Source organism: Paraburkholderia phosphatilytica (assembly GCF_003443895.1).
Taxonomy (GTDB): domain Bacteria; phylum Pseudomonadota; class Gammaproteobacteria; order Burkholderiales; family Burkholderiaceae; genus Paraburkholderia; species Paraburkholderia phosphatilytica.
Map to the genome: position 1 here is coordinate 1 of NZ_QQOA01000056.1, position 21,053 is coordinate 21,053.

The following is a 21,053-nucleotide window of genomic DNA, read 5'->3' on the forward strand; positions in this document are numbered from 1 at the left end:
CCAAGTTGCGTCATCGAAGAACCCCTTAAACTTTCCTATCTCCCAGGATAGTCCACCCGTACGTCGACGCCAGGACTTTTGCAGACATTCCCTAGCGCTCGAGATGAGACAGCATGGCCGGCAGATAACGTGTGCCGGCCGTCTCATGCTCATCAAGGAACGCGCGGATGCGATCCAGTTCCGCCTGCGTCAGGCGAATTGAAGCCGCGCCCAGGTTTTCCTCCAGATACTTGCGCCGTTTGGTGCCGGGAATCGGCACCAGATCGTCACCCTGCGCCAGCAGCCACGCGAGCGCAATCTGACCAGGCGTCACCGACCTTTCGTTAGCCAGTGCTTTGACGAAATCGGCGAGCTTGACGTTCGTATCGAAGTTGCTCCCCTGTATGCGCGGATCGTTGGCGGCTCGCCAATCGTCTGCGGGAAGCTCTTCCGCCCGTTTAGCCGTGCCGGTCAGAAAGCCGCGACCGAGCGGGCTATAGGGAACGAAGCCGATACCCAGTTCACGCAGCGCCGGCAAGACCTTGTCTTCAATGCCACGCTCGAAAAGCGAATACTCGCTTTGCAGCGCTGATACGGGTTGCACGGCGTGCGCGCGCCGGATGGTATCGACACCGGCTTCGGACAGGCCGAAATAGCGTACCTTGCCTGCGGTGATCGCGTCCTTGACCGCGCCCGCCACGTCCTCGATCGGCACCGCGGGATCCACCCGGTGCTGATAGAGCAGATCGATGTGATCGGTCTGCAACCGCTTCAGCGACGCGTCGATCACCTCCTTGATATGTTCGGGGCGGCTGTCCAGGCCACGCACCCCGTTATCGAACCTGAAGCCGAATTTGGTCGCGATCGTCACCTCATGACGACGCCCTTTCAGCGCGCGCCCAAGCAGTTCTTCGTTGGCGAACGGACCATAAACCTCCGCCGTATCGAGGAATGTGCACCCCAGTTCGATCGCCCGATGGATCGTGGCGATCGATTCGGTATCGTCCGGTGTGCCGTACGCATAGGACATCCCCATGCAGCCCAGCCCAATCTCTGAAACGGCGAGTCCTTCGCGTCCAAGCTTGCGTGTGTTCAGCATGTTGCCCTCCTTTGGCAGCTAGCCCCCTACATTGGCACGTGCGTCGAACAGGTGTTAGACCAATGCTCTTGATTCCTTGCACGATTCTTCGCGCTGGCGCATCCCACGGTTGACTTTCATTTAGATGATTACTAACATCTAAATCACGCCAACACGAAACGCTGACCGTCATGAGGAAATCCAGAGCCGAAACCGCGGAAACGCGGCAGCGCATTGTCGAAGTCGCAGCTCGCGAATTCAGGGCAAACGGTATCCATGCAACGGGCCTTGCGGATGTGATGGCGGAAGCGGGTCTGTCGCATGGCGGCTTTTACCGGCATTTCGAGTCCAAGGATCAACTCGCTGCGGAGGCTTGCGCAGCGGCGCTGACTGCCACCATCGGTTCGCTTGAAGCAGCGGCAGAGGGAACCGACGGCAAGGAAAGCTTCAAGGCGATCGTCGACGCTTACCTGTCCACCGCGCATCGGGACACACCGGCAACCGGTTGTCCGCTTGCCGGCATGGGCAGCGAGCTGGCGCGTGCCGGCGAAGAAGCACGGGAAGCGGTCGCGCGTGGCTTCGACGAACTGATAGACAGGCTGGCCAGTCGCATCGCACCTCGGCGCAAGGAAGCGGCACGGTCCGAGGCGATTTTTGCCGTCGCGGCCATGATCGGCGCCGTCACGTTGTCCCGGATCATCGCGGAACCGGACGCTTCGGCATCGGTTCTGCACCACGTCAGAAAACACCTGCACGCGCTTTAGCGCGGCGCGAGTCATGAGCGTCGATGTGCTTCGTTGATGCCAATATGTGCATATGCATAATTAAGCGTGAATCGTTCGACCAGATCGGAGAGTCCACCATGCAGCAACGCAAAGTCCTTATCACCGGCGCCACGGGCAAGACCGGCGTCCATACGGTTCAGTATCTGCTCGAAGCGGGACACGCGGTGCGTGCGCTGGTGCATCGGGAAGACGCACGGAGCGCTGCACTTCGAAGCGCGGGCGCCGAGGTCGCGGTGGGCGATCTCCTCGAGCATGACGACGTGATTCGCGCGCTGGACGGCGTGCAGGGCGCGTATCTGTGCTATCCCGTGCGTCCTGGTTACATCCAGGCCACTGCGTATTTCGCCGACGCCGCGCGGCGTGCCAGAGTCGACGTTGTCGTCGAGATGTCGCAAATCTCCGCTCGCGAAGATTCGAAAAGCCATGCTGCGCGCGATCACTGGATCGCGGAGCGTGTGCTCGACTGGTCCGGCGTGCCGACCGTCCACATTCGCCCCACGTTCTTCTCCGAGTGGCTGATTTTTCCGTGGATGCGCGATCCGATCGTGCACGAAAGCGCGATCACGCTGCCATACGGCGCCGGCCGTCACGCGCCCATTACGGCGCCGGATCAGGCACGTCTGATCGCTGCGGTGCTCGCGCAGCCGGCTGCGCATATCGGCAAGACCTATCCATTGTGCGGACCCGTCGAGCTGAACCAGCAGGAGATCGCGGACGAGGTCGGCGAGGTACTGGGCCGCAAGATCGCTTACCGCCCGTCGACGCTCGAAGCCTACCGCGAGCATTTGCGGAAATACGATTTGCCGGAATTCCTGATCCAGCATTTTCTGGCGATCGCAGTCGACTATCAGAACGGCATCTTTGCCGGCACGGACGGCGTGATCCGCGAGATCACCGGTCGGTCGCCGCAAACCGTTAGCGAGTTCGTGAAAGCCCATCGGCACGTCTTCGAGCAGTAACGCCACTTCTCCAAAGGAATCCACACCATGAAACTCAGCGGTAACACGATCTTCATCACCGGCGGCACGTCGGGAATCGGCCGAGGCCTCGCGGAGGCGTTCCACAGCAGAGGCAACAAGGTCATTATCGGCGGCCGCCGCAAGGCATTGCTCGACGAAGTGACGAAAGCGAACCCCGGCATGGATGCGGTCGAACTCGATGTGAGCGATCCGGCGCAGATTGCCAGCGTCAGCCGGCATCTGATCGAAACGTACCCGGCGCTGAACGTGGTCATCAACAACGCGGGCATCATGCCGTTCGACGACGTCACCCGCCCGTTCGATGACGCGCAGGCCGCGCAATTGATCGACACGAATATGCTCGGTCCGATTCGGATCAGCGGTGCGTTGATCGAGCATCTGAAGCAGCAGCCGGAGGCGTTCATCATCAACAACAGCTCGGTGGTCGCTTATATTCCGATAGCGATGGCGGCGCTGTACTCGGCCACGAAGGCTGCGATTCACTCGTATTCGCTGTCGCAACGCTTCGCGTTGCGCAATACTTCCGTGCGGGTGCTGGAAATCGCGCCGCCCTGGGTCGACACCGATCTGATCTTCAAGAGCGGCGATCCGCGCGCGATGCAGCTGGAACCGTTCATCGCGGAAACGATGGCGCTGCTCGAATCGGCAACCACGGAAGTCGTGGTCGAAGCGGGCCGGCAACTGCGTGACAGCGCTGGGCCGAACGAACATGAAGTGGTGAACTACCTCAACCAGATGATCATCGATGAACCATTGCCAATGCCTTGACCGGCATTCAGTGGTCACGCTGCAGGAGATGACGATGTTGGAAGCAGAACAGAACGCGCGCGGCGCGCATCCGCTCGACAAGGTCGTGTGGAACGCGCTGGCCAGCAAACAGCAGCACCTCGCGCTCGGCGACGAACGGGTGCTGCGATATCCGTCGGACGTCGCGCGTTTCGCCGGCATGGCGGATTCAGCGCCGGAATCGTTCGATACTTTGCGTACGATGATCGAGGCGGACGGTCCGCTGGCGCTGGTCACGACGGAACCGGTCGAAGCGCCGTCGTGGGGCTCCGTCGTCAGGCGCGGGGAATTGCTGCAAATGATCTGGCAAGGCGCGCCGGGTGCACAACCTGAGCTCCCACACGTCGCGCTCGGCAGCGACGACGTGCCCGATATGCTGGCGCTCACTGCCGCAACGGAGCCCGGACCTTTCGGCCCGCGCACCATCGAACTCGGCAACTACATCGGCATTCGCAGCGAGGGCAAGCTGGCGGCGATGGCGGGCGAACGCATGCGGCTCGATGGCTTCACCGAGATCAGCGCCGTGTGCGTCGACCCGGCGTTTCGCGGCCGGGGCTATGCGGGTGGCCTGATGAAGCTGCTGATTTCGTCGATCAGCGCGCGCGACGAAGTGCCGTTCCTGCACGTGTTCACATCGAATCACGGTGCCATCGCGCTGTACCGCACGCTAGGTTTCGTGGACCGGCGCCAGATGCATCTGCTGGTGCTTGGCGCCGTGAGTTAGGCTTGTTGTGACGCGCTTCGCGTTGCGTGTGCGAGCAGGTGGTCGACATCGTCGGTTGTCGTTGCGAACGAGGTCACGAAGCGCACCACGCCAGGCCCCCAGCGGTCGTGATAGAACCTGAATCCGGCGTGCAGCAGTGTCTCGATCATCGCGGCTGGCAACCGGCAGAAAACGATATTCGCTTGCGGTGCGCCGAGCACTTCGACGCCGCTCAGCCGCGCTAGACCTTGAGTCAGGCGCTGCGCGGCGTCGTTGGCCTGGCGCGCGTTGCGCAACCACAGGTCGCCGGTCAGGTACGCATCGATCTGGGCCGAGAGGAAACGCATCTTCGAAAACAGATGGCCCGCGCGCTTGCGGCGATAACCCATTTCAGCCGCAAGCGATCGATCGAACAGCACGATCGCCTCCGCGGCGAGCACGCCGTTCTTCGTCGCGCCGAACGACAATGCATGCACGCCTGCCTTCCACGTCATCTCCGCGGGCGAGCAGCCAAGCGACACCAGCGCATTGGCGAAGCGCGAGCCATCCATATGCAGCTTGATCGATGCGCCTTTGCAGACGTCGCCTAGCGCGCGGATTTCGTCGAGCGAGTACACGCCGCCTTCCTCGGTGGCCTGTGTGATGCTGGCGCACGATGGCTGTGTGGTGTGCACGTCGCCCACTTTCAGACGAGCCGCATGATGGAGCTTCGCGGGGTCCATCTTCGCGGACGGTCCATCCACGGTGATGAGCTTCGCGCCATCCGAAAAGAACGCGGGCGCGCCGCACTCGTCGTTGTTGATATGGCTGGCCGGATGGCAGTAGATGTTGCCCCACGGCGGCGTCATCGTGCTTAGACACAGCGCGTTGGCGGCGGTGCCGGTGGGCACGAGAAACACGTCGACTTCGCGCTCGAAGATTTCGCAGAGCCTGCGTTCGACGCGCGCGGTGAGATCGTCCGTTCCATACGGACCCGCCTGCCCGACGCTGCTCGCCACCATCGCTTCGATCACCTCCGGCGACGCGCCGGCGATGTTGTCGCTCGAAAAACCCATCGACGGCGCGCGAGCGCCGTCTGGCCGACCATCGTTCATTGCCCTGTCCTCAGCCTGGCGGATGAAGGACTTCACCCGCATGCACGCATCGTATGCAGAGCGAGGCTTCAGGGCTTGTAAAAAATTGACTGGCCACCAGACGGCATCGAGCCCATGTCACGACATCAGAACGAATGCGTAATCCCGACGCGCGCCACGACCTGATGCGAGTTCGACGAGACGCCCGCTGAGCCCGGAATATAGGCGTCCGCCAGCACCGAACCTTCGGCGCCGCCGTTCGCCTTCTGATACACGACCTGCGCGTAGAGCGCGGTACGCGCCGACAGCGAGTACTGACCCATCAGCCCCAGCTGGTTCCAGTGCACCGACGAGCTGCTGCCATCCTCCTTCAGATGCGCGATCGTGTACGTGTACATTCCACCGACGAAGAGGCTCGGCGTGATGTTGTACTTCGCATTGAACTCGATATTGTCGAATCGCAGGCCCGCGTCGTTCAGACCGAGGTTGCCGACATAGATCGATGACGTAGGTTGCTGAAGCGCGACGTGCGTGTAAGCCACGGAGAGCACCGCGGGCCCGATGCCATAGCTGCCGGCCGCACCGTAAATTTTCTGGTTCGCGGCGACGAAGCCGTAGTCGTCCGACGCAACCGCGCCTTGCGACGTCGTGCCCGACGCGGACAGATCTTCGTAGACGGCGCCAAGCGACAGCGTCTTGTAGCTGTATTTCGCGCCGATGCCGTACACGCGGTTCTGCGCGAAGCCGCCGGCCTGATTGCTGAAGCCGTACAGGGCGGTGGCGGAAAAGCCGCCGTAGTCGCGGGTGGTGTACTTGACGGAATTGCTCGCATGGAACGACGCGTCGGTGTTGTCGTTGTCGAGCGGGTGCGCGAACAGGTAGCCGGCCCAGTTCCCGTTTGCGGTCATCAGGCCGATCGTGTCGCTGACGGTATCGAACTGCCGTCCGAACGTGAGCGTGCCCATCGAATCCGACTGCAGGCCCACGAACGACTGATAGCCGAACAGGCGTCCGTCATAGTAGGCGCTGCCGTTGTCGAGCTCCACGCCGCTTTCGAGGTCGAAGATCGCATGCAGGCCGCCGCCCAGATCTTCCGATCCCTTCAGGCCCCAGCGGCTCGTGGCCAGATCGACGCTTGCCGTCTGCCAGGCCCTGCTGCCGCCCGAGTTGTTGGTGAAATTGATCCCTTCGTCCAGCACGCCGAACAGCGTCACGCTGCTCTGTGCATGCGCGCCGATCGAAGCGAACGCTAGTCCTGCTGCCAGCGCCAGTCTGGTTGCTTTCATTGTGTTTTCTCGCTCGTAGTTTATGTAATTAGGAATACTGAGGTGAAGCGATGAAGCAGCGGAGAATCGTGTCGTGAAAACGGCGACGACACTCCGCCATGGCCGACGGATCGGCCAGCGGTCTGCAGATGGGAAATCAGTCAGTCAGGCGTCGGGCTGCCTCAGCAAGCCTCAGGGGCAACGCGTGCGCGATGCGATGTGCGCAGCGCGGCACGGATCGACGCTATGTTCTACGTGCCTGCCCGCCCGCTGGAATGCCGCGACCGTGCGATCAAGATCGCGCGGCCGTGCATCCGTGAGGGCAAGCGCGGCAACGTAGCGTCAGTGAGCACCCAGATACGCCTTCACAGCGGGAAGGCCGGGCTTGCCGTCCACCGTCGTGACGCCGGCCAGCCACTTGTCGAGTACCTGCGGATTGGCCTTGAGCCAGTCGCTGGCCGCCTTGTTCGGATCCTGCTTGTCCATGATCGGCACCATCACGTGGTTTTCGATCGCGGTCGTGAACTGCAGGTTGGACACGAACTTCGCGACGTTCGGGCAGCGTGCCGCGTAATCAGGCGGTTCGGCCGTGAAGACCTTCGCTTCGCCGTAGTTCGGGCCGAACACATCGTCGCCGCCGGCGAGATAGTCGATCTTCATCTGCACGTTCATCGGGTGCGGTTCCCAGCCGAGGAACACGATCCACTGCTTGTCGCGGATCGCGCGGTTCACCTGCACCAGCATGCCCGCTTCGCTCGATTCGACAAGCTTGAACTTGCCGAGATTGAACTGGTTGCCGCTGATCATCTTCTGGATCAGCGCATTGCCGTCGTTACCCGGCTCGATGCCGTAGATCTTGCCGTTCAGCTTGTCCGCGAACTTCGCGATGTCCGCGAACGTCTTGAGGCCCGCGTTGTACTCGTAGTCGGGCACCGCGAGCGTGTACTTCGCGCCGGTCAGGTTCGGCGTGGTCAGCACCTTGATCTCGTTGGCCTTGGTGAACGGCGCGATGATCGGGTCCATCGTCGGCGACCAGTAGCCGAGGAACACGTCGATCTGCTTGCTCTTGATACCCGCAAACGTGATCGGCACCGACGCGATCGTCTTGGTCGGCGTGTAGCCGAGGCCGCTCAGGATGCTGGAGGCCAGGCCGGTGGTTGCCGCGATGTCGGTCCAGCCGACGTCGGCGAAGCGTACGTTCTTGCACGCGGCGGGGTCCGCTGCCATCGCGCTGGAACACAGGTTCGCGGCGAGCAGCACGCCGCATGCGGAAATCGCGAGTCGTTTCATGAAACTCTCCTCAGATTATTGTGTAAAGGGTGCGACTGACCGACGTGCGCCAGATTGCGGCGCGGGTGCATCGAAAGACTGGAATTAAGTCAGGAAACCGAAATGAAGCATGTCCGGATCGTGTCCATGGACGACCGTGCTCGGGCCGCGCAAGGTATTCGCGGCCGTCCACCGGTTAACATGGGGCGTGACGAGCCCATGAGGCGTGCAAGGAACGAAGCCGGCTGCTTACAGAACGATGACGGTGCCTCCCTTGCCACTGGAGGTCGACCACCTTGCAGGGACCGCGTGTGCCACAAGTGAATGGTTGCCAGAAAAAACCCCGGCTGGGCGAGGAATTGCGACGGTCACTTGTTCAAAAGCGACAATGCAATTTTCTGGAAGCGGCGTAATATCGGTGTTTTGATTGAATGATCGTTCAATCTGCTCGAATCTCAGGGTCGAGCGGTGCGGATCTCATGCCACGGTGGAGGCAATGCCCAAAGTCGAAATGCGCGAACAGCGGCGCACGCAGCTCGTAGCAGCAACTTTACGCTCGATCGAGGAAGTCGGTCTACCGGGCACGACGATCGCGTCGGTCGCGCAGCGGGCCAGTTTGTCGGTGGGCATCGTCAGCCACTATTTCGGCGACAAGAGCGGCCTGCTCGAAACCACGATGCGCTACGTGCTGCGCGATCTGTCGAATGCCACGGCGCGCCGGCGCGCAGCGGCGCCCGATGAACCGCGCGCCAGGCTGCGCGCGATCGTCGCGGGCAACTTCGACGACACGCAGGTCAACGCGCCCGTCATGAAAACGTGGCTCGCCTTCTGGGCGCAGAGCATGCACGAGCCCGCGTTGAGCCGCCTGCAACGCGTGAACACGCGGCGCCTGCAGTCGAATCTATGCGCCGAGTTCGCGAGAGTGTTGCCGCGCGCCGATGCGCGCCGCGCGGCAACGGGGCTTGCCGCGTTGATCGATGGTTTGTGGCTGCGAGGCGCGCTGACGGGCGGCCCGATCAACACGAAGGCCGCGCAGCGCATTACGCAGGAGTATGTCGATCTGCTGCTCGGCACCACCGATTCAGCTGCCGAAAGCTGAGCACACGAACTACTTCACAAGGCCCCGCTTCTTGCCACGCGCACGCGCCGTTCTCGAAGCGCGGGCCGCCGCAAGCTCCGCTGGATCGAGAAAGAAATTCCGGTTGTCCGCCATGCGTTCGATCATGAACGCGATAAAGGTCTTCACACGCAGCGGCTGCTCCGTTCGATGCGCATAGTAGACGTAGACCCAGCCGTATTCGGTGATGTGCTCGGTCAGCAAAGGCACGAGCCGCCCGCTTCGAATGTGCGGCGTGGCGTTGAAGCTGCCCAGCTGCCCGATGCCGAGACCCGATAGCACGGCCTGTGTTTCCAGCTCCGTATCGTTCACGCAGAGCGCCGCGGGCAGGTCGCGATAGACGATCTCGTCGCCCACCTGGAACTGCCACTGCGCGAGCTTGCCCGTATTCGCGCGCCGGTATCCGGTGCAGCGATGCGCTGCAAGCTCGTCGATATTTCGCGGCGCACCATGACGCTCGATGTAGTCCGGCGACGCACAGACGATCAGCTGGATCGGCACGAGCCTGCGCGCAATCGAGCCCGCCGAAGGTGGCGGCCCACCGCGAAACCCCACGTCCGCGCGTTCGGTCACGAGATCGGTGAAGTGATCGTCGAACTGCACTTCGAGCTGCACGTCGGGATAAAGCCGCTGGAATTCCTCGAAGTACGGCCACAGCACCGGCAAGCCGAACGCGCGCGGCGCGCTCACGCGCAGAATGCCGCCCACTTCTTCCTTCGAGCGCCGCACGTCGTGCAGCGCGGATGACAGAACCGCGAGCGCCGGCTGCACGCTGCCGATCAGCCGCTCGCCTTCCTCGGTCAAGGTCAGCTTGCGTGTGGTCCGATGAAAGAGCCGCACGCCCAGCTCCTTTTCCAGCTGCATTACCGCATGGCTCGCGGCCTGCGGCGAGATGCCCTGATCGACCGCCGCACGCCGCAGGCTGCCGAGTGTGGCGGCGCGCACGAAAATGGTGATAGCCCGAATTTCGTTCATCGCCGCCGCTCCGAATTCGCAAATAAAAGTTGATTATGAGTCTAGCAATGTACGGCTAGTGCATGCCAGTCGCGACTCCTACCATGGCATCACCCTCAACGACGTGCAGGAGAAGCATCATGGCCAACACCCAGTCCGGAAACTTCAAACGCGTGTGGTTCATCACGGGCGCGTCGCGCGGTATCGGCGCATTGATCGCCGAAGCGGCGCTCGCGAACGGCAACGCGGTGGTCGCCGCGGGACGCAACGCACGTGCGATCGTCGAGCGTCTCGGCGAATCGGCGGCGCTGCTGCCGGTCGCGCTCGACGTGACCGACGAAGCGCAGGCGAAGGCGGCAGTGGAAGCCGCCGTGCAGAAATTCGGCCGCATCGACGTGCTGGTCAACAACGCGGGCTTCGGCCTGCTGGGCGCGGTGGAAGAATCCGCGGACAAGGACGTGCGCCGCATGTACGACACGAACGTGTTCGGCCTGCTCAACGTGACGCGCGCCGTATTGCCGACGATGCGCGCCAATCGCTCGGGTCACGTGATCAACATTTCGTCGATTGGCGGCTATCGGGCCGCGGCGGGATTTGGCGTGTACTCGTCGACGAAATTCGCCGTCGAAGGCATTACGGAAGCGTTGCATGCGGAACTGAAGCCGCTCGGCATTCATGCGACGGTGGTGGAGCCCGGCTATTTCCGCACGGACTTTCTGGATGCCTCGTCGCTGCTGGTGGCGCCCGATGTGATCGGCGACTATGACGAGACCGCGGGCGCCGTTCGTCGCAAGGCGATGGAAATGAATCACAACCAGCCTGGCGACCCGAGCAAACTTGCAGCTGCGATGATCACGCTGGTGGATGCCGCGACGCCGCCGTTGCGCCTGCCGCTCGGCACGGACACGCTGGCCGCGATTGCCGCGAAAAACGCCTACGTGGCCGAGGAAATGGAAACGTGGCGGCCGCTGTCGGCATCGACGGACTTCAGCGCCTGACGCTCAATCTAAAGAAACAGCCGGGCGCTCGCGCGGGCAACGTGCTTACTGACCCGTTGCGTGCCCCCGGAGGTAATCGACGTAGCCGTCCTGCGTCTTGATGATTTTCTTCGCGCACTCGGTGTAGTCCGAGCCCTTCGCCTTGTCCGGACCATACATGCCGCGGCACTGCGCGAACAACGTCAAGGTTGCGCCGTTGCTGTTCGCAACGCGCGTTGCCGAGAACGCGACCTTGCCCGAATCGTCAGGCACGTCGGTATCGATTCCATCTCTATCCGCGCGCGTGACGGGCATGTCGGAATGCTTCGCGATGTATTGCTTCGTGAGCGCCCATGCGGTGTCGCACTGCTGCGCCCCATCGCAATTGACCATCGCGCTGTGCTGTGCGGCGGCGATGCTGGATTCGTCGGTGACGAATTCTTCGGCCTGTTGCTGCTTCTTTCCTGCTGACGAGCAACCGGCAAGCACGAGTGCGAAGAACGCCACGGCGGTAAGCTTTTTCATAGGTCGGACTTTCCTCTCTACAGTCGAGCGCGATTATAGCCGCGCGTGCATTCGGCACGCGGATTCGCGCGAGCGTCGAGTATCATGCCTGAGATGTCGCGAAGCGACGGGCGATGACTGGACACGAGAGATGAACATCGAATCCCATCTGGAACGGATCCGCGAAAAAATCGCGCATGGCGGCCGCGTGATCATCGGGCTCACCGGTGCGCCCGGCGCGGGTAAATCCACGATCGCCGAAGCGCTCGTCGAGCGCTTGCAGGGGCAATCCGTGATCGTGCCGATGGATGGCTATCATCTCGCGAATGTCGAGCTTGCGCGGCTTGGCCGGGCCAATCGCAAAGGCGCGGAAGATACGTTCGACAGCGCGGGCTACGTCGCGCTGCTGCGCCGTCTGCGCGATCAGACGCCGGATGAAATCGTGTACGCGCCGCAGTTTCGCCGCGAAATCGAAGAGCCGATCGCGAACGCGATACCGGTGTTCGCGGACACGCCGGTCGTGATCACCGAAGGCAACTACCTGCTGCTCGACCGTGGCCATTGGCGTCACGTTCGCGCGTTGATCGACGAGATCTGGTTCGTCGATGTCGACGATACGTTGCGCCGCGAGCGTCTGATTGCGCGGCACGTGCAATTCGGCCGCTCGCCGGAAGCCGCGGAACAATGGGTCGCATCGAGCGACGACGTCAACGCGCGCCTGATTCAATCCACGCGCGACCGCGCGGACTACACGATCGAAATCTAGCGGCAGCATCGAGCTTTGTCCTCAGTGAGCATCTCAGTGATCACACCAATGAGCACATCATGAGCAAGCAGGACAGCAGCATGCAAGCACCCGCGCCGGTCGGTTTTGCCAAGGGTTTGACGAACTACGGCGATCGCGAATTCAGCGTGTATCTGCGCCGCACGTTTGCGAGTTCGATGGGCTATAGCCGCGAGATGCTCGACCGCCCGATCGTCGGCATCGCGCATTCGGCGAGCGGCTTCAACAACTGCCACCGCCATTTCCCGGAGATGATCGAAGCAGTCAAGCGCGGCGTGCTTGCCGCGGGCGGCCTGCCGATCGAATTCCCGACCATCTCGCTAGGCGAGACCTTCCTCACGCCGACGAGCCTCAAATTCCGCAACCTGATGTCGATGGACGTCGAGGAAATGACGCGCGCGCAACCGATGGATTCCGTCGTGCTGCTCGGCGGTTGCGACAAGACGGTGCCCGCTCAGCTGATGGGTGCGGCCTCGGCTGATATTCCCGCCATTCAGCTTGTGGCAGGGCCGATGTCGACGAGCCGTCACCGCGGCGAACGGCTGGGCGCATGCACGGATTGCCGCCGCTTCTGGGCGAAATTCCGCGCGCAGGAGATCGACGCGAACGAGATCGACAAGGTCGAGCGGCGTCTCGCTTCTACTGCGGGAACCTGCGCGGTGATGGGCACGGCGAGCACGATGGCGATCATCGCCGAAACGCTCGGCATGATGCCGGCGAACAGCGCCGCGTGCCCGGCCGTCGACGCGGACCGCCTGCGCATTGCCGAAGAGACGGGCCGTATCGCGTTCGATCTGATCGGCAAGCCGATCCGCCCAAGCGAGATCATCACCGCGCAGTCGGTGGAGAACGCGTTGCGCGTGCTGCTCGCGATCGGTGGCTCGACCAACGCGGTGATTCATTTGACCGCGATCGCGGGGCGCCTCGGTATCCAGGTGGATCTAAACCGTCTGAACGCGCTAAGCGAGAGCACGCCGGTGCTGGTCAATCTGAAGCCGACCGGCGAGCACTACATGGAGGACCTGTACGCGGCGGGCGGCGTGCCGGCGATCCTGCGCGAGATCAAGGATCTGCTGCATCTCGACTGCCGCACGGTGACCGGCGAAACGCTCGGCGACCGTCTGCACGACGTGAGCTGGGTCGATCACGCAGTGGTGAAGCCTCGCGCCGAGCCGGTGCGCGAAACCGGCGGCCTCGTCGCGCTGTTCGGCAATCTCGCGCCGCGTGGCGCGATCCTGAAGCGCTCCGCCGCGAATCCGGATCTGTTCGAGAAGGAAGGGCGCGCGGTGGTGTTCGCTTCGCTGGAGGACCTTGCGCACCGGATCGACAGCGACGACCTCGACGTCACCGCCGACGACTTTCTCGTGCTGCAGAACGCGGGGCCGACGAGCGACGCCGCGATGCCCGAAGCGGGCTATCTGCCGATCCCGGCGAAGCTCGCGCGTGCCGGCGTGAAGGACATGGTGCGGATGTCCGATGCACGGATGAGCGGCACCGCGTATGGCACGATCGTGCTGCACATCACGCCGGATGCAGCGTCCGGCGGGCCGCTCGCGCTCGTGCGCAATGGCGACCGCATTCGGCTGAGCGTCGCGCATCGCACGCTCGAGCTGCTCGTGCCGGAAGCGGAACTCGAGCGGCGCCGCGCGGCGTTGCCGGTACGCGCCGAAGTGACCGCCAAGCGCGGTTACGCGCAACTGTACGAGCGCGAAATCCTGCAAGCCGACGAAGGCTGCGATTTCCGCTTCCTGAAACCTTGAATCCGCGCAAAGCAGGCAAAGGAGACCAACGTGGCAACCCGGTTGAACGAATATCAGCAACCCATCGGCGACGCGCTGCCCGACTGGCATGCGGCGACGCTGCCTGGACGCGAGCCGCTCGCAGGCCGCTATTGCCGGATCGAACGCGTCGACGTCGAACGGCACGCCGCGCAGCTTTACGAAGCGTATAGCGATGCACCCGACGGGCGCGACTGGACTTATCTGTCGTCAGGACCGTTCGCGACCTTCGAGGCTTACCGCGAACACCTGAGCAAAGCCGCAACGCTCACCGACCCGATGCATCACACCGTGATCGATCTGGCCACAGGCAAGGCGGTCGGCACGCTCGCGCTGATGCGCATCGATGCGGCCAACGGCGTGATCGAAGTGGGGCACGTCACGTATTCGCCGCGTCTGAAGCGCACGCGCATTGCGACCGAAGCGCTGGCGCTGCTGATGCAATACGTGTTCGAGAACCTTGGCTATCGCCGCTTCGAATGGAAATGCGACGCGCTGAACCAGCCGTCGCGCGACGCCGCGCTGCGCTACGGCTATAGCTTCGAAGGCGTCTTTCGCCAGGCGATCGTGACGCGCGGACGCAATCGCGACACGGCGTGGTATTCGGTTATCGACAGCGAATATCCGGCTTTGCGCGATGCTTACGCGCAATGGCTGGAGGCGGATAACTTCGACGCGCAAGGGCAGCAGAAGCAAAAGCTGGCGGATCTGATCGCGCGACGTCGCGCGGCGGATGCGAAAGCCGGCAAATAATTGTCAGGAATGGCCTCTTGAAAAGAAAGAGGCCCGCCACGCGCAATGGATCACCCAGGTGGGATTCGTGGCGGGCCGGCCCGGCTCATACGATGCGCCGTAAGAGCGAGGTCTGGTGTATTAGAGCATGGGCGCCCGTTTCTTGCCGATAGCGCGCCACACAATATCCAATACGCACATTTCCAGAAAATGTCGCGCTTTACCCATCAACGCGTCAAATAGCCAATTAAAGCCTTCTTTTGCGTCATGCAATTGATTTCATAGCGCGGGATTCAAAAATATTTCTAAAGATTTCAACAGCGTTGCCGATAGCTCTTCCTGAAAAGGCACGCAATGGCCGTGTGTGCCAATTCGAAGAAACTTTAGAGAGTTCATCCGGCAACATGCCGGCTGGAATGAGTCGACCGGACGCCGGGCCGTCATTCGTCCGTCGACGTTGACCCGTGGGAGACCTTGCATGAAAAGCTTTTACAGAACCCTGCTGCTCGCCGGTGGCGCAGCGCTGCTCGCGGCGGGCTGCGCGGCTTCGGGACCGCAATACAAAGATGTCGCGTCGTCGATCCCGACGCTCGCGCCGGATAACGGACGCATCTACTTCCTTCGCACGGATTCGTTCGTGGGCGCGATGCTCCAGCCGGAGATCAAACTCAACGACAAGGTGGTCGGCCATTCGAAACCGGGCGGCTTCTTCTACGTCGACGAACCCGCGGGCAGCTACACCGTTGCCACCACGACCGAAGTCACGAAATCCATCACGTTCAACCTGAACGCGGGTGAGACCAAGTACGTGCGTACGGCGGTCAGCATGGGCGTTCTGGTCGGCCACATCGCGCCGTCGCTGGACTACCCGGAGAACGCGCAGGCGGAAATCCAGTCGCTGAAGTACACCGGCGAAGCAGCGCCGGCCCAGGCAGTTGGCGTGCAAACGAGCGCGGCGACGCCGAACAAGATGTAAGCACGCAGTCACCGCGCGCGGCGAAATCACCGCCGCGCACTCCGCACGATGCCTGTCCGCTGGCATCGTGCGATTCCCGCACTTTGCCGCTTGTGATCTATCATCCGGAGATTCACAGTTTGCGACCGCCAGCGCGCGGTGGCTTTCCAATCTTCGTTATCGAGCGATGTCACAGCCTCTTTCGCCGTCACAGGAATCCGTTCTACCCGGCCCGGTTGCCATCGTCGAAGACGAACGGATGATGCAGCTGCGCCTGCGCGCGATCCTGACCACGCTCGGCTATACCGAAGACGCACTGTCGTTCGCCGGCAGCATCGCCGAAGCGAAGGCGATGTTCGACGACCACCCGTTCGCGCTCGCACTGGTCGACGTGGGGCTGCCGGACGGCAACGGCATCGATCTGATCCGCGACCTGCATCAGCGCGATGCCGCGCTGCCCGTGCTGGTCGTCTCCGCGTGGAGCAGCGAGCAGGTGATCGTGTCGGCGCTGCAGGCCGGAGCAACCGGCTATCTGCTGAAAGAGCGCGACGACATCGAGCTTTCGTTGTCGGTGCGCAGCGCCTTGCGCGGCGGCGCGCCGATCGATCCGTTCGTCGCGAAGCGCATTCTCGAACTGCTCGGCACGGCCGGCGCAAAGCCATCGACCAACGCACCGACCAACTCACCCACTAACGCACCGAATAATGCACCGAATAATGCACCGACCCACGATGCGCCCCGCGCGCCGCTGACCCCGCGCGAGATCGAGATCCTGAATCTCGTCAGCAAAGGACTCACCAACCGCGAGATCTCCAGTCTGCTGTCCTTGTCCAGGTTGACGGTGGAATGTCACATCAAGAATATCTACAAGAAACTCGCGGTCAATTCGCGCACGCAGGCGGTATTCGAAGCGCGCTCGCATGGCTTGTTGCCCTGATCTCGCTGTTCTGCGTGCTGCATGCCGGCGCGGCATGGTCCGCGCCGGTATCGACGCCTGACGTCTTCGCGGATGCGATCGCCAGCGTGCAGGTCGAAGCGGCGCGCGCGGCCGGCTGGCAATCGCAGACGCCGCCCGCCACCGGCTGGACGCCCGTCACGCTGCCAGATATCTGGACGACGCGCTGGCCGCGGTTCGACGGCGTGGTCTGGTATCGCGTCACCTGGAACCAGGCGTCGACGGCAGCGCCCGTTGCCGTTGCGCTCGACTATCTGAACATGGCCGGCGCGATCTATCTGAACGGCGTGCTGTTGCGCCGCGACCCGAATCTGGTCGAGCCGCTCAGCCGGATGTGGAATACGCCGTGGTACCGCGTGATCTCCGCGCGCGAGCTGCAGACAGGCGAGAACAAGTTGCTGATCCGCGTGTCGGGCCTCGCCGCGTATCAGCCGGGCATCGGCCCGGTGACGATCGGCGCGCCGCAGGTGGTGTGGCCGATCTACCGGCAAGCGAAGCTGATACGGCACGACCTGCAGCTCTTCAGCCTCGCGGTGACGACGACGCTCGGCTGCTTCTTCCTCGCGCTGTGGTCGATGCGCCGCAAGGAAACGGCGTACGGCTGGTTCGGTTTGATGTCGCTGATGTGGCTGGGCTGGGCCGTCAACGAGATCGTCACGACGCCGTGGCCGTTCGCTTCGAACGACGTCTGGGAAGCGGTCGACGCAGCGATGTTCCATGCGTACTGTGTGCTGTTCTCGATGTTCGTGCTGCGCTTCTGCGAACGCCGCGCGCCGCGTGTCGAACGTGTGCTGTGGTTGAGTGTGGCGATCGCCTTCGTGGCGCCGGCCGTTCTACCGCAGGCGCTACTGCCGACGCTGCGGATCGTGCTGATCCCGCTCTCGGCGCTGGTGTTCTTTGCGAGCTGTTTCGTGTTTCTGTGGGTGTCGGCCACGAGCCGGCGCACCGATCACCGCATCCTGTCCGTGTGCATCGTGATCTTCATCGCGGCGGGCATTCACGATCTGCTGACGGCCTTCAGCGTGCTGCACGACAACCACTACTACACGGCGTTCACGTCGCAATTCCTGATGGTGGGCATGGCGCTGGTGCTGGCGTGGCACTTCGTTGCGAACGTGCGCCGTATCGAGCATTTCAACGACGAGCTCAAGGATCGCGTGGAAGCGGCGCGCGTGGATCTTGCCGGCACGTTGCAACGGCAGCACGAACTCGAAGTGGTCAACGCGCGGCTGGGTGAACGTCTGAGCCTCGCGCACGATCTGCACGACGGTCTCGGCGGTACGCTCGTCGGCAGCATCGCGATGCTCGAGCACGCTCCGAACAGTCTCGCGCCCGAGCGTCTGCTGTCGATCCTGAAGGAGCTGCGCGACGATCTGCGTGTGATCATCGACACCGCGTCCAGCCATCAGCTCGGCGAACACGCGTTGATCGAACTCATCGCGCCGCTGCGACACCGGATGACGCGGCTGTTCGAAAGCCGCGGCATCGATTGCGAATGGCATGTCGCGGGACTGGAACACGTCGGTCTGACGGCGGCGCAGAATCTCGACGTGTTGCGCGTATTGCAGGAGAGTCTGACGAACGTGCTCAAACACAGCGCGGCGACGCAGGTGCGGATCGACCTGCGTCATGCCGACGGCTCGCTCGTACTCGCGATCGTCGATAACGGCGTGGGCTTCGATCCAGCCAGCGCGGACGCGAGCCGCGGCGCCGGCATGCGCAGCATGCAGACGCGCGCCGCGCGGCTTGGCGGCGCGCTGTCAGTGCGATCCAGCGATGGCCGGACAGAGCTGATGCTGAATGTCGACCTGCGTGCCGGGCGTTCGAACTAAGCCGACACGACCTGTATTGCCGCTACGCCACCGGCTGAATGTTCTGGTTATGACGGAACAGGTTGTGCGGGTCGTAGCGCGTCTTCACCGCAACCAGGCGTTCGTAGTTCGGACCGTACGCATCGCGCACGCGGCCGGCTTCGTCCTGCGTGAGGAAGTTCACGTACACGCTGCCGAGTGCGAACGGCGACGATGCATCGAAGAACGCGCGCGCCCACGCGACGCAGGCCGCGTCGTCGTTGGCGTCGCTCCAGCGTCCGTGCACGTTCATCACGAATTTCGCGTCGCGATTCGGGTACGCGGTTGCATCGGGCGCGACACGCGTCGTCATGCCGCCGACTTGCCCGAAGAAAATCTCGCACTGCGGCGACGGCAGCTGGTTGATCGCCGAGCTGAGCGCGTCCAGCAGACCATCCGGCAGCGCGGCCAGATTGTGCGACTTCCAGTAGTTGCGCTCGCCCGGCGTGAGCAGCGGATCGAACGCCTGTTGCCACATCGCGTACGGCATCGGACCCACATGCTCGCCATACGGTGTGCCGAAGCGGCGCACGGCATCCACCGCGACGGGGCCGTTTTCGATCGGGCCGGTATAGCAGATCGCAAACGCGAGGACCGGCTTGCCATGCACGTCGGCCGGCAGGAACGGCAGCGGCGGCGCGAGACGCGCGACGCACCATACCGTCAGATCTTCCTGCATCGAATCGACGGCTTCGCGGTATTGCCTGAGCGCATCCATCGCCTGCTCGAACGGATAGACGACGAGACCGCCGAACACTTCCGGTCCAACCGGGTGCAGCTGGAACTCGAACATCGTCACCACGCCGAAGTTGCCGCCGCCGCCGCGAATCGCCCAGAACAGATCCTGATGCGAGTCTGCGCTTGCGCGGACCAGCTCGCCGCTCGCGGTGACGACATCCGCCGACAGCAGATTGTCGACCGACATGCCAAACCGCCGGCTGAGCCAGCCGAATCCGCCGCCGAGCGTCAGACCCGCGACGCCCGTCGTCGAATTGATGCCGAGCGGTGTGGCGAGCCCGAAGGCCTGCGCTTCATGATCGAAGTCGCCGAGCGTGGCTCCTGGTTCGACATACGCGCGGCGCGCGACCGGATCGATCCGCACGGACCGCATCGCTGTGAAATCGATGACGAGCCCGTCGTCGCAGGTCGCGCTGCCGGCGATGTTGTGTCCGCCGCCGCGAATCGCGAGGGGCAGGCCCTGGTCGCGTGCGAACGCCAGGGCGGCACGCACGTCGGCAACGCCCGCGCAGCGCACGATCAGCGCCGGACGGCGATCGACCATTGCGTTCCAGATACTGCGCGCTTCGTCATACCCGTCACCATCCGGCTGAAAGATCCGACCTCGTAACGTTGCCTTCAGTGCCTCGATTGCGTCGCTCGCCAGTTTCACCATCACACACCTCCGCACGCGTTGAACCGCACCACATGCACGCCCCCAAAGCATTGATAAGAGCATTGAAAGAATGCATTCCTAACCAGTAAAACGACGGTGAAGTGCGAATACCAATGAACGTAAACCCGAAGACCCGACGCCTGCGTGCGTCAGGCTTGTGGCGCTACCTGTACAGCGTTGCGAGACGGCCAGTCGCGAATCGAATACGCGATACAGGACGAATGGAACGCTTTCAGAAGAGCCTGGTGTGAGGAACGGCGAGGAACCGCGCGGGTTCCTCTTATCTTTGGCATGCGTCGCGTGGTGCCGTACAGTGTCGGTCGAAATCGAACAGATCGATTCATCAGCCAACGTGTTCCTGCTGCTTCGACCGCGCGCGACGCACCAGCATGTTCATGCCCTCGACGAACGCGGAGAACGCCATCGCCGCGTAGATGTAGCCCTTCGGCACGTGCGAGCCGAAGCCATCGGCGATCAGCGTCATGCCGATCACCAGCAGGAAGCTCAACGCCAGCATCACGATGGTCGGATTGCCGTCGATGAAGCGCGTGAGCGGCCCGGCGGCGAACAGCATCGCCGTGACCGCGGCGATCACGGCGATCACCATGATCGGCACGTGTTCGGTCATGCCCACCGCGGTGACGATGCTGTCGACCGAGAACACCAGGTCGAGCATCAGGATCTGGCCGATCGCGGCCCATGCGGTCAACTGCGCAACCGTGCCGCCAGCACCGGATCTTTCGTCCGACGGCACGACGTGATGGTGAATTTCACTGGTTGCCTTCCATACGAGGAACAGACCGCCGCCGATCAGGATCAGGTCGCGCCACGAGAAACCGTGCCCGAACAGCGTGAACGCCGGTTGCGTAAGCTGCGCGATCCACGCGACGGTGCCGAGTAGGCCCAGACGCAGCACGAGCGCGAGCAGGATGCCGATGCGCTGCGTACGGGCGCGTTCCGCTTCCGGCAGCTTCTTGCTCAGGATCGCGATGAACATCAGGTTGTCGATGCCGAGTACGATTTCCATCACGACGAGCGTGACGAGCGCGGCCCATGCGGTCGGGTCGGTGACGAGAGCGAGCAGCGTGTCCATGGGTGTTGTTGATGAAGTTCGGGGAAGGAAGACTGCGTGTCCA

20 protein-coding genes are annotated in these 21,053 nt (G+C 62.9%); 12 read left to right on the plus strand and 8 right to left on the minus strand.

The genetic code is table 11. The annotated features are described in order from the left end of the window. Window positions 1-91: 91 nt before the first annotated feature. Complete coding sequence (locus tag DVS29_RS33570) at window positions 92-1,078, minus strand: aldo/keto reductase (RefSeq protein ID WP_118185074.1); 987 nt, start codon at window positions 1,076-1,078, stop codon at window positions 92-94. A gap of 170 nt (window positions 1,079-1,248) precedes the next feature. Here DVS29_RS33570 and DVS29_RS33575 point away from each other — a divergent pair, with 170 nt between their 5' ends. From DVS29_RS33575 to DVS29_RS33590, 4 genes are all read left to right on the plus strand, one after another. Then, window positions 1,249-1,821 (plus strand): TetR/AcrR family transcriptional regulator, encoded by a 573-nt coding sequence (locus tag DVS29_RS33575; protein WP_118185076.1) that lies wholly within the window; start codon window positions 1,249-1,251, stop codon window positions 1,819-1,821. A gap of 98 nt (window positions 1,822-1,919) precedes the next feature. Next, window positions 1,920-2,801, plus strand: a complete 882-nt coding sequence (locus DVS29_RS33580) for an NmrA family NAD(P)-binding protein (RefSeq protein WP_118185079.1) — start codon at window positions 1,920-1,922, stop codon at window positions 2,799-2,801. 27 nt (window positions 2,802-2,828) lie between these two features. Further along, window positions 2,829-3,590 (plus strand): SDR family oxidoreductase, encoded by a 762-nt coding sequence (locus DVS29_RS33585; protein ID WP_118185081.1) that lies wholly within the window; start codon window positions 2,829-2,831, stop codon window positions 3,588-3,590. 34 nt (window positions 3,591-3,624) lie between these two features. Further along, entirely contained in the window at window positions 3,625-4,332 is a 708-nt protein-coding gene (locus DVS29_RS33590) for a GNAT family N-acetyltransferase (RefSeq protein ID WP_118185145.1), read from the plus strand. Here the strand turns inward: DVS29_RS33590 and DVS29_RS33595 are convergent. The 3 genes from DVS29_RS33595 to DVS29_RS33605 form a co-directional block, all read right to left on the minus strand. Next, a complete protein-coding gene (locus DVS29_RS33595; RefSeq protein WP_118185084.1) occupies window positions 4,329-5,405 on the minus strand; it encodes a threonine aldolase family protein in 1,077 nt (358 codons plus the stop codon). The genes DVS29_RS33590 and DVS29_RS33595 overlap by 4 nt on opposite strands. 125 nt (window positions 5,406-5,530) lie before the next feature. Beyond that, window positions 5,531-6,670 (minus strand): porin, encoded by a 1,140-nt coding sequence (locus DVS29_RS33600; protein ID WP_118185086.1) that lies wholly within the window; start codon window positions 6,668-6,670, stop codon window positions 5,531-5,533. 321 nt (window positions 6,671-6,991) lie between these two features. Next, the gene (locus DVS29_RS33605) at window positions 6,992-7,939 is read right to left on the minus strand and encodes a choline ABC transporter substrate-binding protein (RefSeq protein WP_118185088.1); all 948 of its coding nucleotides are present in this window, start codon (window positions 7,937-7,939) and stop codon (window positions 6,992-6,994) included. Between the two features lie 475 nt (window positions 7,940-8,414). Between DVS29_RS33605 and betI the strand changes: the two genes are divergently transcribed. Next, window positions 8,415-9,017, plus strand: coding sequence for a transcriptional regulator BetI (gene betI / locus DVS29_RS33610; RefSeq protein WP_118185090.1), 603 nt, complete (start codon window positions 8,415-8,417; stop codon window positions 9,015-9,017). 9 nt (window positions 9,018-9,026) lie between these two features. On the opposite strand, the gene DVS29_RS33615 is transcribed toward betI, so the two are convergent. Then, window positions 9,027-10,010 (minus strand): LysR family transcriptional regulator, encoded by a 984-nt coding sequence (locus DVS29_RS33615; protein WP_118185092.1) that lies wholly within the window; start codon window positions 10,008-10,010, stop codon window positions 9,027-9,029. A 119-nt stretch (window positions 10,011-10,129) separates the two neighbouring features. Between DVS29_RS33615 and DVS29_RS33620 the strand changes: the two genes are divergently transcribed. Beyond that, complete coding sequence (locus DVS29_RS33620) at window positions 10,130-10,987, plus strand: oxidoreductase (protein WP_118185094.1); 858 nt, start codon at window positions 10,130-10,132, stop codon at window positions 10,985-10,987. Between the two features lie 45 nt (window positions 10,988-11,032). On the opposite strand, the gene DVS29_RS33625 is transcribed toward DVS29_RS33620, so the two are convergent. Further along, on the minus strand, window positions 11,033-11,491 hold the full coding sequence (locus DVS29_RS33625; RefSeq protein WP_118185096.1) for an META domain-containing protein: 459 nt from the start codon (window positions 11,489-11,491) through the stop codon (window positions 11,033-11,035). A 130-nt stretch (window positions 11,492-11,621) separates the two neighbouring features. Between DVS29_RS33625 and DVS29_RS33630 the strand changes: the two genes are divergently transcribed. The 6 genes from DVS29_RS33630 to DVS29_RS33655 all read left to right on the plus strand — a co-directional run bounded on the left by DVS29_RS33630 (window position 11,622) and on the right by DVS29_RS33655 (window position 18,506). Beyond that, window positions 11,622-12,236, plus strand: coding sequence for a nucleoside/nucleotide kinase family protein (locus DVS29_RS33630; RefSeq protein WP_118185098.1), 615 nt, complete (start codon window positions 11,622-11,624; stop codon window positions 12,234-12,236). 59 nt (window positions 12,237-12,295) lie between these two features. Next, entirely contained in the window at window positions 12,296-14,014 is a 1,719-nt protein-coding gene (locus DVS29_RS33635) for a dihydroxy-acid dehydratase (protein ID WP_118185100.1), read from the plus strand. A 30-nt stretch (window positions 14,015-14,044) separates the two neighbouring features. After that, window positions 14,045-14,785 (plus strand): GNAT family N-acetyltransferase, encoded by a 741-nt coding sequence (locus DVS29_RS33640; RefSeq protein ID WP_118185102.1) that lies wholly within the window; start codon window positions 14,045-14,047, stop codon window positions 14,783-14,785. A gap of 457 nt (window positions 14,786-15,242) precedes the next feature. After that, window positions 15,243-15,740 carry a DUF2846 domain-containing protein gene (locus DVS29_RS33645; protein ID WP_118185104.1) on the plus strand — a complete coding sequence of 166 codons (498 nt, stop codon included), beginning with the start codon at window positions 15,243-15,245 and terminating at the stop codon, window positions 15,738-15,740. A gap of 166 nt (window positions 15,741-15,906) precedes the next feature. Continuing rightward, window positions 15,907-16,656, plus strand: coding sequence for a response regulator transcription factor (locus tag DVS29_RS33650; protein WP_118185106.1), 750 nt, complete (start codon window positions 15,907-15,909; stop codon window positions 16,654-16,656). Between the two features lie 14 nt (window positions 16,657-16,670). Further along, on the plus strand, window positions 16,671-18,506 hold the full coding sequence (locus DVS29_RS33655; protein WP_164708050.1) for a sensor histidine kinase: 1,836 nt from the start codon (window positions 16,671-16,673) through the stop codon (window positions 18,504-18,506). A gap of 22 nt (window positions 18,507-18,528) precedes the next feature. On the opposite strand, the gene DVS29_RS33660 is transcribed toward DVS29_RS33655, so the two are convergent. Both DVS29_RS33660 and DVS29_RS33665 read right to left on the minus strand, forming a co-directional pair. Then, entirely contained in the window at window positions 18,529-19,917 is a 1,389-nt protein-coding gene (locus DVS29_RS33660; RefSeq protein WP_118185110.1) for an FAD-binding oxidoreductase, read from the minus strand. A gap of 343 nt (window positions 19,918-20,260) precedes the next feature. Continuing rightward, entirely contained in the window at window positions 20,261-21,010 is a 750-nt protein-coding gene (locus tag DVS29_RS33665; protein ID WP_118185112.1) for a TerC family protein, read from the minus strand. Window positions 21,011-21,053 lie beyond the last annotated feature (43 nt).